The sequence below is a fragment of the Rhodococcus sp. NPDC060090 genome (assembly GCF_042729855.1).
Classification (GTDB): Bacteria; Actinomycetota; Actinomycetes; order Mycobacteriales; family Mycobacteriaceae; genus Rhodococcus.
This window is the reverse complement of sequence record NZ_JBHWXB010000025.1, coordinates 1-13,756: the sequence shown is the minus strand read 5'-3', so window position 1 is coordinate 13,756 and position 13,756 is coordinate 1. Positions and strand designations below refer to the sequence as shown.

At 64.2% G+C, this 13,756-nt stretch carries 13 protein-coding genes and 1 tRNA gene; 9 read left to right on the top strand and 5 right to left on the bottom strand.

Features of this window, described 5'->3' with window-relative positions; translation table 11 throughout:
• Positions 1-32: 32 nt before the first annotated feature.
• Together ACFWCF_RS24765 and ACFWCF_RS24760 are read right to left on the bottom strand one after the other, a co-directional pair.
• Positions 33-120: transfer RNA gene (locus tag ACFWCF_RS24765), tRNA-Ser, on the bottom strand.
• Positions 121-147: 27 nt separating this feature from the next.
• Positions 148-618 carry a MarR family winged helix-turn-helix transcriptional regulator gene (locus ACFWCF_RS24760; RefSeq protein WP_378489419.1) on the bottom strand — a complete coding sequence of 157 codons (471 nt, stop codon included), beginning with the start codon at positions 616-618 and terminating at the stop codon, positions 148-150.
• A 110-nt stretch (positions 619-728) separates the two neighbouring features.
• Between ACFWCF_RS24760 and ACFWCF_RS24755 the strand changes: the two genes are divergently transcribed.
• Positions 729-1,715, top strand: coding sequence for an NAD(P)H-quinone oxidoreductase (locus ACFWCF_RS24755; protein ID WP_378567360.1), 987 nt, complete (start codon positions 729-731; stop codon positions 1,713-1,715).
• A 13-nt stretch (positions 1,716-1,728) separates the two neighbouring features.
• Here ACFWCF_RS24755 and ACFWCF_RS24750 read toward each other — a convergent pair whose 3' ends face one another.
• Complete coding sequence (locus tag ACFWCF_RS24750) at positions 1,729-2,928, bottom strand: cysteine desulfurase-like protein (protein ID WP_378567357.1); 1,200 nt, start codon at positions 2,926-2,928, stop codon at positions 1,729-1,731.
• Positions 2,929-3,081: 153 nt separating this feature from the next.
• Here ACFWCF_RS24750 and ACFWCF_RS24745 point away from each other — a divergent pair, with 153 nt between their 5' ends.
• The 6 genes from ACFWCF_RS24745 (at position 3,082) to ACFWCF_RS24720 (ending at position 9,739) form a co-directional block, all read left to right on the top strand.
• The gene (locus tag ACFWCF_RS24745; RefSeq protein WP_378489416.1) at positions 3,082-3,663 is read left to right on the top strand and encodes a bacterial proteasome activator family protein; all 582 of its coding nucleotides are present in this window, start codon (positions 3,082-3,084) and stop codon (positions 3,661-3,663) included.
• 59 nt (positions 3,664-3,722) lie between these two features.
• Positions 3,723-4,556, top strand: a complete 834-nt coding sequence (locus ACFWCF_RS24740) for an ABC transporter ATP-binding protein (protein ID WP_378567465.1) — start codon at positions 3,723-3,725, stop codon at positions 4,554-4,556.
• The gene (locus ACFWCF_RS24735; RefSeq protein ID WP_378489415.1) at positions 4,549-5,439 is read left to right on the top strand and encodes a glycosyltransferase; all 891 of its coding nucleotides are present in this window, start codon (positions 4,549-4,551) and stop codon (positions 5,437-5,439) included. The genes ACFWCF_RS24740 and ACFWCF_RS24735 overlap by 8 nt, the downstream gene beginning before the upstream one ends.
• Before the next feature lie 303 nt (positions 5,440-5,742).
• A complete protein-coding gene (locus tag ACFWCF_RS24730) occupies positions 5,743-7,527 on the top strand; it encodes an AMP-dependent synthetase/ligase (protein ID WP_378489414.1) in 1,785 nt (594 codons plus the stop codon).
• Between the two features lie 174 nt (positions 7,528-7,701).
• Complete coding sequence (gene nhaA / locus ACFWCF_RS24725) at positions 7,702-8,991, top strand: Na+/H+ antiporter NhaA (protein ID WP_378489413.1); 1,290 nt, start codon at positions 7,702-7,704, stop codon at positions 8,989-8,991.
• 49 nt (positions 8,992-9,040) lie between these two features.
• On the top strand, positions 9,041-9,739 hold the full coding sequence (locus ACFWCF_RS24720) for a universal stress protein (RefSeq protein WP_378489412.1): 699 nt from the start codon (positions 9,041-9,043) through the stop codon (positions 9,737-9,739).
• A 112-nt stretch (positions 9,740-9,851) separates the two neighbouring features.
• On the opposite strand, the gene ACFWCF_RS24715 is transcribed toward ACFWCF_RS24720, so the two are convergent.
• The gene (locus ACFWCF_RS24715; protein WP_378567354.1) at positions 9,852-10,832 is read right to left on the bottom strand and encodes a DEAD/DEAH box helicase family protein; all 981 of its coding nucleotides are present in this window, start codon (positions 10,830-10,832) and stop codon (positions 9,852-9,854) included.
• Positions 10,833-10,969: 137 nt separating this feature from the next.
• Here ACFWCF_RS24715 and ACFWCF_RS24710 point away from each other — a divergent pair, with 137 nt between their 5' ends.
• On the top strand, positions 10,970-11,092 hold the full coding sequence (locus tag ACFWCF_RS24710; RefSeq protein ID WP_378567351.1) for a hypothetical protein: 123 nt from the start codon (positions 10,970-10,972) through the stop codon (positions 11,090-11,092).
• 223 nt (positions 11,093-11,315) lie between these two features.
• Here ACFWCF_RS24710 and ACFWCF_RS24705 read toward each other — a convergent pair whose 3' ends face one another.
• Positions 11,316-11,456 carry a hypothetical protein gene (locus tag ACFWCF_RS24705; protein WP_378567348.1) on the bottom strand — a complete coding sequence of 47 codons (141 nt, stop codon included), beginning with the start codon at positions 11,454-11,456 and terminating at the stop codon, positions 11,316-11,318.
• Positions 11,457-11,699: 243 nt separating this feature from the next.
• Between ACFWCF_RS24705 and ACFWCF_RS24700 the strand changes: the two genes are divergently transcribed.
• A complete protein-coding gene (locus tag ACFWCF_RS24700) occupies positions 11,700-13,385 on the top strand; it encodes an RNA-binding domain-containing protein (RefSeq protein WP_378567345.1) in 1,686 nt (561 codons plus the stop codon).
• Positions 13,386-13,756: the final 371 nt, after the last annotated feature.

Genomic DNA, 13,756 nt, shown 5'->3' with positions numbered 1-13,756 from the left:
GCCCCCCACCTGCTCGAACAGGTGAGGGGCTATGGCGGAAGCGGAGGGATTTGAACCCCCGGTCGCTCTCACGACGCTCGCTTTCAAGGCGAGTGCATTCGGCCGCTCTGCCACGCTTCCGTGCCAAATCCTAACCTCATCACTGAGCTACTTGTCGGCGAGGGCTCCGTCGACGCGCGCAAAGATGCGAGCGAGCGTGGCCAACTCGCTCTTGCTGAGCAGGTCGATGAGGTTGGTGCGCACGTCGTCGACGTGGGTGGGAGCAGCCTCCGCGAGGCGACGGCGGCCCTCATCGGTAATCGTGGCGAGCACGCCACGACCGTCGTCGGGGCACGAACTCCGGACGACCATTCCGTCCGACTCCATCCGCCGGATCTGGTGAGTGAGGCGACTGCGGGACGACAACACGCCGTCGGCCAGTTCACTCATTCGCACCGAGCCCTCTTCGGCTTCGGTCAGCATGACCAGGATCCGGTATTCGGCGAGAGACAGCCCATGCTGATCGTGCAGATTTCGATTGAGCACTTCCATGAGCCGGCTGTTGCCGTCCATATACCGCCGCCACGCGTTCTGTTCCTCCGCGGTCAGCCAGTTCGGTGTGTCATGTTCGCCGGTCACGCGGGAAGTGTAATCACGGACATGCGCGAAAAGTTACCGCCAGGTATTCCGGGAGCAGCGGTGCGCGAGTCATTGCCATATCGCGAGCCGGTCACGATAGCGTCGACGTCATGCACGCAATCGTCGCCACCGAACCCGGTGGGCCCGAAGTTCTCCAGTGGATCGAGCAGCCGGACCCCGAGCTCGGTCCCGGCCAGGTTCTCGTCGATGTCGCCGCTACCGCGGTCAATCGAGCCGACCTTCTGCAGCGCCGGGGTCTGTATCCGCCGCCCCCTGGCGCGAGCGAGATCCTCGGGCTCGAGTGTTCCGGTGTGATCGCCGAGCTCGGTGAGGGAGTGTCGGGCTGGAAGATCGGCGATCGGGTCTGCGCGCTGCTCACCGGCGGCGGATACGCGGAACAGGTCGTGGTTCCCGCTTCGCAGTTGCTTCCGGTACCCGAAGGTATGGACCTCGCTGTGGCAGCGTCACTGCCCGAGGTCGCGTGCACGGTGTGGTCGAACGTCGTGATGAGCGCAGGCCTGGGCCGAGGGGATGTCCTGCTCGTGCACGGTGGCGGCGGTGGCATCGGTACACACGCCATCCAGGTCGGCAAGGCGCTGGGCGCCACGGTGGTGGTCACGGCATCCGCCGGCAAGCTCGACCGCTGCCGCGAGCTGGGCGCCGATCTGGCGATCGACTACCGCAACCAGGATTTCGTCGTCGAGGTGAAGAAAGCCTACGGCGGAGCGAACGTGGTCCTCGACAACATGGGTGCGGCATACCTGTCGCGGAACATCGATGTCCTCGCACCCGACGGCACGCTGGTGGTGATCGGGATGCAGGGCGGCGCCAAGGGCGAGTTGAATCTCGGCAAGCTGCTCGCCAAGCGCGGCCACGTCACCGCAACGGGCCTGCGCGGCCGACCCGACACCGGCAAGTCGGGTAAGAGCACCATCGTTGCGGCCGTCCAAGAACACCTCTGGCCGCTGGTCGCCGAGGGCAAGGTTCAGCCCATCGTGCACGCCGAACTTCCGATCACGGAAGCAGCCAAGGCCCACGAACTGCTCGACTCCCCCGAGACGGTGGGCAAGGTGGTACTGAAGATCGACCGCAGGTAGACGAGCTGCCCGCTCAGAAGTTGCGGAGTTCCCGGACGAGCTGGTCGATCTCGAACGCTGTGGTGTAGGGCGCGAGGCCGACGCTGACAGCGCCGCCCTCGTCGCTCACTCCCAGTGAGTCGAGCAATCGGCTCGTTCCGCGCGCACTCGCGACGGTCGCGATGCGGCGATCTGCGAGGTGCGCGGCGATCTTGTCTGCGGGCACACCGTCGATCGTGAAGCTGATCGTGGGCACCCGGCTCGACGCCCGCCCGAACACCATGACGCCGCTGAGGCTGTCGAGTTGGCGAAGGAGCCGGTCGAAGAGCTTGTCCTGATAGTGCTGCATCGAGCTGATGGACACCTCGAGCCGCTCCCGCCGGGTGCCTGTGGCCTCGTCGTCGAGGGCGGCCAAGAAGTCGATCGACGTGGTGACGCCTGCGAGCAACGCATATTGATGGCCGCCCACTTCGAGGCGTTCCGGTCCGCGCGCCTGCGCGTCGAGCGACATCACGGGAATCCGGTCGAGATGCGCGGGATCGGCGAAGACCAACGCCCCGATCTGCGGTCCACCCCAGGCGGCCGCGTCGATGGTGACGATGTCGGCGCCGAGATCGGACATGTCGAGGTGGGCGTACGGCGCGGCACCCGCGGCGTCGACGACCATGAGACCGCCCACCTCGTGTATGAGGTCGGATACCGCGCGGACGTCGGGCGCCGATCCCACGATCGACGAGGCCGCCGACAACGCGACCAGGCGCGTCGTCGGGGTGATCAGTTCCTCGTATTGCCAGGCCGGCATGTCACACGTCTCGATCTCGACTTCGGCCCATCGCACCTGCGCGCCGTAACGGCTCGCCACCCGCAGCCATGGCGCCACGTTCGCTTCGTCGTCGAGGCGTGAGAGGACCATGCCGGTGCCGAGCCCGAGCCGCGGGCTCAGTGATTCGGCCAACCAGGCGAGCAGCACCGCGCGACTCGGTCCGAGGACGACGGCAGCTGGGTCGCCGCCCACGACGTCGGCGATAGCGGTGCGTGCATCGTCGAGAATCCCTGCGCTTCGACGGTTCGAGATATGCCGGCCGGCCGCAGATCCTGCAGCATTTCGGAACGCCGTCGACACGGTGCGCGACACCGCGTCGGGGATCTGCATGCCGGCCTGAGGATCGAGGTGGATCCAACCGTCGCCGAGCGAGGGGATCAACCCCCGAATCCGGGCAACGTCGTAAGCCATGGCAGACACTCTAAATCTTGGAGTCAATCGGCGGTTGCGCACTCCCGGGCAATGCTCGACCGGTCGGAGCCCTCGGACAGGGAAATCGCGGACATTCCGCTCATCGATCGGGTCGGCGCCGCAGCGATCCCCGGGAGAGGCCAGAATTGACCCATGACGCATCCCGAGAATGACGATGTTCTGGTGATCGGCCCGGACGGTCGGCCCGTCCGCGTTCCTCGAGGCGACGAGGGACAAGGCGGAATGCCTCGTTCCGATGAGGAGGCCCCCGCAGGCGAGGCGGGATCCGGCGAAACCCTGTCCGACATGGTCGAGCAGCCCGCGAAGGTCATGCGAATCGGCACGATGATCAAACAACTGCTCGAAGAAGTGAAGGCCGCTCCCCTCGACGATGCGAGCCGTGCCCGGCTCAAGGAAATCCATCACTCGTCGATCCAGGAACTCGAGCAGGGCCTCGCGCCCGAACTGCGCGACGAACTCGAGCGGCTCGCACTGCCGTTCAGCGAAGACTCCGTGCCGTCCGACGCGGAACTCCGCATCGCTCAGGCCCAGCTCGTCGGCTGGTTGGAGGGCCTGTTCCACGGTATCCAGACCGCGTTGTTCGCCCAGCAGATGGCGGCCCGCGCGCAGCTGGAGCAGATGCGTCAGGGCGCGCTGCCTCCCGGATTGAACCTTCAGAGCGGGCTCGATGATCAGCAGGGTCACGGTCACACGGGCACCGGCCAGTACCTGTAGGCGTCGGCCCATGGAAGCGGACCGGTAGGCTCGAAACTCGTGTCAGCGTCTGGAGCAGCATCGTGAGCCGAGTCAGCATCGAAACCCGAGACGCATGCGTCGACTTTCCGATCTTCGACGCCAAGACCAGGTCGCTGAAGAAAGCGTTCCTGGGCAAGGCGGGCGGCGCGATCGGCCGTAACGACTCCGACGTCGTCGTCGTCGAGGCGTTGCGCGACATCACCATGTCGCTGAAGGAAGGCGACCGCGTCGGCCTGGTCGGGCACAACGGTGCCGGCAAGTCGACGTTGCTGCGCCTGCTGTCCGGTATCTACGAGCCGACGCGCGGCGCGGCGCGGGTGCGTGGGCGGGTCGCGCCGGTGTTCGATCTCGGTGTGGGTATGGATCCGGAGATCTCCGGCTACGAGAACATCCTCATCCGCGGCATGTTCCTCGGCATGACCCGCAAGCAGATGCTCGCGAAGGTCGACGAGATCGCCGAGTTCACCGAGCTCGGCGACTACCTGTCGATGCCGCTGCGCACCTATTCGACGGGTATGCGCGTGCGTGTCGCGCTGGGTGTGGTCACCAGCATCGATCCGGAGATCCTCCTGCTCGACGAGGGCATCGGCGCAGTCGACGCCGAGTTCATGAAGAAGGCGCGGATCCGGCTGCAAGAGCTGGTTGCGCGCTCGGGCATCCTCGTCTTCGCGAGCCACTCCAACGAGTTCCTCGCGCAGCTGTGTGATCGGGCAATGTGGATCGATCACGGCCGGATCCGCAAGGAGGGCGGCATCGAGGACGTGGTGCGGGCCTACGAAGGCGACGACGCAGGCGACCATGTGCACACCGTCCTCGAAGAACTCGAACGTGAAAGCGCCGCCAACTCCGGGCCGGGCGGTAACGGTGCCTGACGAACGCATCATCGGCGTCGTCGTCACCCATCGCCGACGGGAACTTCTGGCCGAATCGCTGAAGGTGCTGGCGGCACAGACGCGGCCGCTCGATCACCTCGTCGTGGTGGACAACGCGGACGAAGACGAGGTGCGTGCGCTCGTCGATGGGGTCGGGATGCCCACGACCTATCTCGGGTCGAAGCACAATCTGGGCGGTGCGGGTGGTTTCGCGCTCGGCATCCTGTACGCGCTGTCGCTGGGCGCCGACCGGGTGTGGCTCGCCGACGACGACGGTCGCCCCGACGGCGACGAGGTTTTGGCGACACTGCTCGACTGCGCGCAGCGCAACGGCCTGGCCGAGGTGTCCCCGGTGGTGTGCGATATCGCCGAGCCCGACCGGTTGGCGTTCCCGCTTCGTCGCGGTGTGGTGTGGCGGCGGTGGCGTCATGAACTCGGCGACGAGGACCTGCTGCCGGGTATTGCGTCGCTGTTCAACGGTGCCCTGTTCACGGCGGCAGCGATCGAGGCGGTCGGCGTGCCCGACCTGCGACTGTTCGTGCGCGGCGACGAGGTGGAGGTCCACCGTCGGCTCGTGCGCTCAGGTCTCCCGTTCGGGACGTGCTTGCAGACCGCGTATCTCCATCCCGACGGCGCCGACGAGTTCAAGCCGATCCTCGGCGGCCGGATGCACACCCAGTTCCCCGACAACGACGTCAAGCGGTACTTCACCTACCGCAACCGCGGATACCTGCTGTCGCAGCCCGGGCTGCGGCGTCTGCTGCCTCAGGAGTGGGTGCGGTTCGGCTGGTACTTCCTGGTCACCCGACGCGACCCGGCGGGTCTGCGCGAGTGGGTGCGGCTGCGCAAGCTCGGTCGCCAGGAGCATTTCGAGCGCCCCTGACGACCCGTCCGACAACCAGCTGCCACCGCCGCTGATTCTCAGTTCTTCACAGCGACGATGACGGCGTGGATGATCCACACCGGCAACCATGCGCCATACGTTGCTGCTGCTCGGCAATTCTCCGCTGCTGCTCCTCCAGTTCCCACTGCTGATGATGCATCCGCAGTCGTACCTGCGTGCAGGAGCCGGTTTCGTCGCGGTAGGTCGCGCGGATCCGCTGCACCCCAAGATTTCACACCAATCCGACCACGAACGTGCGCAGTCCGCTTTACGCTTTTCGCACCATTCCTCCCGGGAGCGAACATGACACCACGAGACAGTGCACCGTCCACCCTCTGTGATGCCTTCCAGACCACCGCCTCGGCGTATCCCGACAGCATCGCGCTGCGCACACCGGACGACTCCGTCCGATACACCTGGCGTCAGTACGCCGACCGCGTCGAGAAACTCGCTGCCGGACTCGCCGGGCTCGGGGTCCGGCACGGCGACACCGTCGGACTGATGCTCACCAATCGGCCGGAGTTCCACCTCGTCGACACGGCAGCATTCCACCTGGGCGCGACACCTTTTTCGATCTACAACTCGCTTACGTCCGAACAGATCTCGTACGTCCTCGGCAATGCCGGAAACCGGGTCATGATCTGCGAGGAGCAGTTCGTTCCTGTACTGCAGCAGGCGCTCGGCGCCACGAAGGTCGAGCATCTGATCTGCATCGACGCACACCCCGAGGGCACGCTGTCGCTCGACGATCTGGATGCCGCCGCAGATGCAGAGTTCGACTTCGAGGCCGCACGGAAAGCCGTGCAGCCGTCCGACCTGCTCACCCTCATCTACACGTCCGGCACCACCGGACCGCCGAAGGGCGTCGAGCTCACCCATGCGAATCTTCTCGCCGAGCTGAAGGCGACCACGACGTTCCTGCCCACCGGCACCGACGACCGGATCGTGTCGTATCTGCCCGATGCGCACATCGCGAACCGGTGGGGCTCGCACTACTCGAGCATCTACGGCGGCATGCAGATCACCACGCTCGACGATCTCAAACAGGCAATCGCGGTGCTGCCGAGTGTCCGTCCGACACTGTTCGGTGCCGTGCCTCAGGTCTGGTACAAGCTCAAGGCTGCGATCGACAAGACCCTCGCCGAGGAATCCAGCCCGGTGAAGAAGAAGCTCGCATTGTGGGCGATCGACGTCGGTCGCACACGCGCGCGGCTGCAGTCCGACGGCAAGCCCGTCCCCAAGACACTCGAAATGCAGCATGGCCTCGCCGACAAGCTGGTGCTGTCGAAGATCCGTCAGAAGCTCGGACTCGACCAGGTTCGCGCCGCCGTCACCGGCGCCGCCGCGATCTCACCCGAAGTTCTCGAATTCGTTCTGGCACTGGGCATCCCATGCTCCGAGGTGTGGGGCATGTCAGAGACATCATGCGTGGTGACCATGAACCGTCCCGGCGCGATTCGCATCGGAACCGTCGGTCAAGCGGTCCCCGGCGTGGAGATCAAGACGGCCGACGACGGTGAACTTCTCGTCAGGGGCCCTCTGATCATGAAGGGATACCGCAACGATCCGGAGAAGACGGCCGACGCGATCGACTCCGACGGGTGGCTGCACACCGGCGACATCGCCGAGATCGACGCCGACGGCTACGTGCGACTCATCGACCGCAAGAAGGAACTGATCGTCAACGCCGCGGGAAAGAACATGTCGCCCGCCAACATCGAGGGTGTACTCCGCGCGGCGTGCCCGATGCTCGGCGGGGCCGTCGCCATCGGCAACGACCGGCCGTTCAACGTCGCGTTGCTCGCTCTCGACCCCGACGCCCTCACAGCCTTCGCCCAGGAGCACGGTCTGTCCGGTTCGCACGAGGAACTCGCCGAGAATCCCGTCGTGCTCGACGCGATCGAGAAGTCGGTGCAGGTGGCGAACTCGAAGTTGTCCCGGGTGGAGCAGATCAAGAAGTACACGGTGCTCCCGACCATCTGGGAACCGTCCGGCGACGAGCTGACACCCACGATGAAGCTCAAGCGCAAGCCGATCGACGCGAAGTACGCCGTGCAGATCACGGACCTCTACGGGTCCACCTCGTAGGTTCTCCGCACCGTCGACCCCTCTCGTACCGCACCGGTAGCCCGCCGGTGCGGTACGGTTACGAGCGGTGTGCCGGGAAGTCTGGTCGGCGAGTGTTTTCTGCTGTCGAACCGGAGGTCTCATGATTCCGTCGTGCCATCGCAACGATTCCTTTTCCGTATCCGGAGGCGTGTGATGCCCGGAATCTTCTCGTCACTTCCTTTGCTGTCACGCGGTTCCCGGGAAGAATCACGCCGTGTCTCGGACATTCTCCGCAAGGAAACAGTCGGCGGAGCCCTCTTGCTGCTTGCTGCACTCGCGGCGCTGATCTGGGCGAATTCCCCGTGGTCGGACTCGTATCACGCGCTACGCGACACCACGTTCGGCCCGGAGTCGTTACATCTGCATCTGTCGCTGGGAACGTGGGCGGCCGACGGATTGCTGGCAATCTTCTTCTTCATCGTCGGTGTCGAACTCAAACGCGAATTCGTCGAAGGCGACCTGCGCGATCTCCGGCGCGCAGCGATGCCCATCGTCGCCGCAGTCGGCGGGATGACGGCCCCGGCACTGATTTTTGTCGCAATCAACCTGCAGGGCGGCGCCGAGGCGCTGAACGGGTGGGCGGTACCGACCGCCACCGACATCGCGTTCGCGGTGGCTGTTCTCGCGGTGATCGGGTCGCATCTGCCGACGGCACTGCGGACCTTCCTGCTCACCCTGGCAGTCGTCGATGACCTGCTCGCGGTGACCGTGATCGCCGTGTTCTACACGGATGATCTGAACCTGCTGTATCTGGGCGCCGCGCTGCTTCCCCTGGCCGCATTCGGCTTCGCGTTGCAACGCGGTGTGACCGCATGGTGGGTACTGGTGCCCTTGGGCTTCATCACGTGGTGGCTCGTCCACCAGTCCGGGGTACACGCCACCATCGCCGGTGTATTGCTCGGCTTCCTCGTCCCCGTGGCTCGGCATGTGAACGGAAAGAAGATCGCCGTCGCCGAACATGTCGAACACCGGATCCGCCCCCTGTCCGCCGGCGTCGCGGTGCCGATCTTCGCGTTCTTCGCCGCCGGCGTCACGGTGGGAGGACTCTCCGGCCTCACGTCCACGCTCACCGACCCTGTTTCCGTGGGTGTGACGACGGGGCTCGTCGTCGGCAAGGTCGTCGGGATCTTCGGCACCACCTACTTGATGGCGAAATTCACGCGAGCCCGACTCGACGACGACGTGCGCTGGATCGACGTATTCGGTGTCTCGCTGCTCGGCGGTATCGGATTCACCGTTTCCCTGTTGATCGGTGATCTCGCGTTCGGTGCCGGATCGATCGAGGCAGACCATGCGAAGGTAGCTGTGCTCTTCGGATCGGTGCTCAGCGCTGTTCTCGCATCGATCGTCCTCACCATCCGTAACCGTGAGTACCGACGCGTCGCCGAACGCGATCAGATCGACGACGGCGACGGAACCCCCGACATCTATCAGGGACGATGAGCACCATGATCCGGCTCGACTTCGCCCCTTCATGCATCAGGAGGACACCGTGAACTGGACGGCACTGTGGGTTTTTCTCGGCGTGTGGGTGATCACCGGTCTGGCCACCGGATTGTGGATGGCCCGCAAGGGACACGATCCACGCTGGACGCTCATCGCGGTGATCCTCGGCCCCCTGTTCGTTCCCATCGCGTTCGAGCGTATCGAGCGGAATCCTCGGTCCGTGGCATCGGAGCCGGTCGCGACGTGGGGGTCGGGCAGCACGGAACCCGGCGGTCTGCGAGTGATGGTGGGATTCGACGGCTCGAAGGAGGCAGAGCAGGCACTGCGCACCGCGCGGCAACTGTTCGCCCCGGGCGGCGGAGCGCTCGAACTCGTCGCGGTGGTGTCGTACGACGACGGAGCCGACGGCGACTCGGAGGTACTCGGCAGGGCAAAGGAACGCCTGGAGGCCGCGGCCGCGGACACCGAAGAGATACCGGTCGGTTACGCCGTCATCGCCGGGCCCGCGGGGCAGAGTCTGAGCTGGTTCGCAACCGATCAGCATGCCGACGTGCTGGTGATCGGCAAACGCGGACGTGGCATGTCGAACCGGATGCTGGGAAGCGTGGCCGCGTATCTCACCGAGCACTGCCCGGTTCCGGTCCTCGTCGTCGACCCGACACAGCACGCGCCTGCCGGACAGAATCCGTCTGCGCCGGTGGCACTGCGTGTTTCCGCCGAGGATGTCGAAGGATCGGCTCGGTAGTCCTTTCACGAATCACGTAGGCATCAAGGTTTATGGGTCCAACCTTCAGTAGATGGCGAGATCATGAAATGTTGGGGATCCGTGGCACAACTCCGACGTAGCCTCCGTGCTGCTACGCGCTCAGAGCGTCGGCGGACTCGTTGACCGCGCGGATGGCCTGCACGAGGCGCAGAGCCTGGTCGGGCGCAAATACCTGGTCCGGCCCCTGCGTCGCGTAGTCGGTGAACGGCGGCTCGTACAGCAGACCGGGGTCCATGGCGCCGTGCTTGGTCAGGTGCGCGACGCCTGTTTCGAGGTTGAAAAGCTTGTAGGTGTTGTAGTCGACCTCGTTCTTCGGAGTGGCGGTGAGCCCGAGGAGAAGAGAATCGAAGTACTCGAAGATGCGCCGGTACTTCTGATACACCGACCGGTGCGCTTCGTCGATCACGACGAGATCGAAATGGCCGGGGCCGAACCTGCGCTGCTCACCGTCCATTTCGTTGATGAGTCCCATCATCGTGGGGTAAGTGGCGACGTAGACGCGGCCTTCGGTGTGCTTGTCGGTGAGCAGGTTGACGGGCGCGGAGTCGGGTAGGTGCGTCTTGAACGCGTTGACGGCCTGCTTGACCAACGCGACACGGTCGGCGAGGAAGAGCACGCGCTTGGCCCAGTTGGCACGCATCAGCATGTCGGTGAGCGCGATGACCGTCCGTATCTTACCGGAACCGGTGGCCATCACGAGCAGCGCCGCCCGCTGCTCGTCGTTCTCGAAGTGTTCCGCGACCCGCCGGATCGCGTTCTCCTGGTATGCGCGACCGGCGATCTGCTTGGGGATTTCGATGGTGGCGAGCGACTTACGGCTCTTGCGTCGCTGCATCTCGAGGGTCAACTCGTCGCGCGTGTGGAATCCTTCGATCTCCCGCGGCGGGTAGCGAAAATCGTCCCAGATGTAGTGTTCGAATCCGTTCGTGTAGTAGATGATCGGGCGCTGCCCGTACATGGCTTCGAGCCGGTCGGCGTACAACCTGGCCTGGTGCTGCCCGGCCTGTGAATCGACAGAGGTGCGTTTCGCCTCGACGACCGCGAGAGGCAGCGAGTCGGCACCCCACAGCACGTAGTCGACGAACCCCTTCTTTCATCGGGCATCCCGTCGACGGGGAACTCGCGGTCGCGTGCGTCGTCGAGCGTCCAACCTGCTTCGGACAGGAGCAGATCGATGAGGTCGCGGCGGGTCTGCGCCTCGTTGTAGTCGTGTGTGTCGGGTACGGCGCGGGCGGCGACCTGCGCCTCGGCGACCTGCTGCTCGAGTTCAGCGATGAGTTGCTCGAGGTTGGCAGTGGCGAGCTCCTTCGCCTCGATCTCGGCGTCGCGTAGGTGCGGGCCAGCCACGACAAGATATGGAAAAGCTCGGCAAGTACCCGATGGCCGATGTCTTTCGACACTGGTCGAGCTTCGTGGACCGCCTTGTTTCCTCGGTCTCGGATGAGATCCATCTTGGGTAGCAGCGGAGACGGCACCACAGCATTGAAGGCGGGGGCGTGGAGCCGTGCGGCGAGATCGTCCTTGTAGGGCACATCGAGCGACTCCACCCGGTCAGTCATTTGACGACTTGCTCCACGGTGCGACGCGCGTAGAAGCAGGTAGTGCGCGGGTCGAACAGAGCGTCGCGCTCGGCCTTCTTCGCCTCGGCGTGCAGCTGCGGCCACTCGGCCTGCAGGAAGTCGAAGTTCCCCGCCATACCCTCTGGTCCTCCTCGCGCTCGGGCCGTGCCTGTATCGGTGTCGAGCCGCGTGACGCTACACGAAGGTTGCGACAGACAGCGCGAGATACTCGAGGAAATACTCCACCAGTGGTTGTCAGGCGGCGCGCCGCATCCGACCATGCAACACACTTATGCGTAACTATGCGTAGTTACGCATAGTTTATGCGTAACTACTGCACAACTCCACGGCTTACGCATACTTATGCGTAACATGGCGGAGTGGACATCCGAACGGCCCGCACGTTGATCGCAGCAGGTGAGTCTCTGACGACAGAGTTCAAGCGCGGTGAACGCAACAAGTTCAACGATACCGAGCTGGTCAATACTGTTGTCTGTCTCGCGAATGGAAGCGGCGGAACGCTGCTCATCGGCGTTGAGGACGACGGCCGGATCACTGGAGCCGCTCATCGACACGGAGCGCTTACCAACCCGACGCTCATAGATGCACTCATAGCGAACCGCACCTCGCCAATCCTGCAAACTTCCACGACGGTACTCGAGATCGACGGACATGAGGTGATCGCCACCGAGGTGCCTGATGCGGATTTCGTGACGGGCACGACCGAGGGGCGCTACCTCAAACGAGCGATCAGAGTCGATGGCACACCCGAGTGTGTACCATTTCCGGCCCACGAGATGCTGGCGCGGGAGATAGACCGTGGTGCGGTCGATTTCGCACGTCTCCCAGCACGCGGAGCCACCTGGTCAGACATCGACGCCCAAGAAGTCCAACGCTTCCGGCAGCTTGCGACCGCCTCGAATTCCGACCCGTCCACCGCAAGCCTCGACGATCGGGGAATCTGTCAGGCACTACAACTCACCATCGTCGACCTGAGCGGCGAGGTTCATCCCTCACTCGGTGCAATCCTCCTGTTCGGAACACAGCCGGCTGTCGAACGCTTCGTGCCCAATCACGAGACCGCGTTCCAGATCCTGACCCAGGACATGTCGATCACGGCGAACAGGTTCAGTCGATCACCACTGTTCACCACCGCACAAGAGTTGCTGACCTCCTTCCGTGCATGGAACACCGAAGAAGAGGTCGAGTTTGGAATGCTTCGAGTTTCATTGCCGCTGGTGCCGGAAACCGCTGCACGAGAAGCTATCGCAAACGCGCTCGTGCATCGCGATTACACCGCGACAGGCGCAGTACGCGTGGTGATCACTGAGGATGCCTTTACCGTCTCCAGCCCTGGAGGCTTTCCTCCGGGCGTACGACTGGACAACCTTCTTACCACGTCGCGGCCCCGAAGCCCCGTACTTGCAGATGCATTTCGCCGAGCGGGTCTCGTCGAGCGTTCGGGACGCGGCATCGATAAGATCTACTCCTCTCTCCTGAAGATCGGTCGTGACGCACCCGACTACAGTCGGTCCAGCTCGTTCTCTGTCGAAGCTGTCATCCCCCTAGGGCACGCCGATCTCGCTCTGGCTCGGTTCATTGCAGAGCAGGAGGCTCGCGGAAAGTCACCTCTCCGGCTATTCGATCTGCGTGTGCTCCACGAGTTGCGGACGGAATCGAGGCTCTCTGTCCCTGAGCTTGCGTCACGACTGGAGCTTGCCGAAGGCGAAACGCGTGCTGGCATCGGTCGTATGACGGAATCTGGGCTGATCGAGCCACGCGGTAGCGGAAGAAGCCGTACCTATCACTTGTCTGCGATGGTCTATCGCGCACTCGACAATCCACCTGCCTACGTTCGTGCTCGTGGTACCGATCTGATCCAGAGGGAACAGATGGTGAAACAATTCGTTGCCACATACGGGTCGATCACACGCGCCCAAGCGGCAGACTTGTGCATGATCAGCGTCCACACTGCGAGCACGATGCTTCGACGGATGGTGCAGCAGGGTCAATTGGAGCTTCGCGGAAGTCGTCGAGCGTCTCACTACGTCGCACCAGCGGACTGACGGTCCCGCACGGGCCCCACTGGCACAGACCTGAAACACACCGGCCCAACCGACCTGCACCGACACCGTCGGACGATTTCTGTCAGAGGCGTGTGCCAATCTGTCCGGCTCGGCACCCGCCGAAACAGCGGTGGATCGGTTTGCTGCTGGCAAGGTTCCAGCGGCACCAGCGGTGAGTTCGGCGAGACCCTCGCGAACGGCTCCGCAGTAGTCACGATCCCGCCGAGCGACGTTGTGCTCACCAGTAAGCGTTGCGAAAGTTGGGCACTCGTCAGCTAGCCCGGGGCTTTCACGGAAATAACGAGCCGACCGAGTGTTGAAAGCAAAGAATGGTGCCCTGAACTGCGAAGATATGGCTTGTCTAAGGTCAT

Bases quoted from the DNA above. Each gene is read 5' to 3' on its own strand.
- ACFWCF_RS24705 (WP_378567348.1), bottom strand. From the start codon at position 11,456: ATGGCGGGGAACTTCGACTTCCTGCAGGCCGAGTGGCCGCAGCTGCAC.
- ACFWCF_RS24745 (WP_378489416.1), top strand. From the start codon at position 3,082: ATGACGCATCCCGAGAATGACGATGTTCTGGTGATCGGCCCGGACGGT.
- ACFWCF_RS24755 (WP_378567360.1), top strand. From the start codon at position 729: ATGCACGCAATCGTCGCCACCGAACCCGGTGGGCCCGAAGTTCTCCAG.
- ACFWCF_RS24730 (WP_378489414.1), top strand. From the start codon at position 5,743: ATGACACCACGAGACAGTGCACCGTCCACCCTCTGTGATGCCTTCCAG.
- ACFWCF_RS24750 (WP_378567357.1), bottom strand. From the start codon at position 2,928: ATGGCTTACGACGTTGCCCGGATTCGGGGGTTGATCCCCTCGCTCGGC.
- nhaA (WP_378489413.1), top strand. From the start codon at position 7,702: ATGCCCGGAATCTTCTCGTCACTTCCTTTGCTGTCACGCGGTTCCCGG.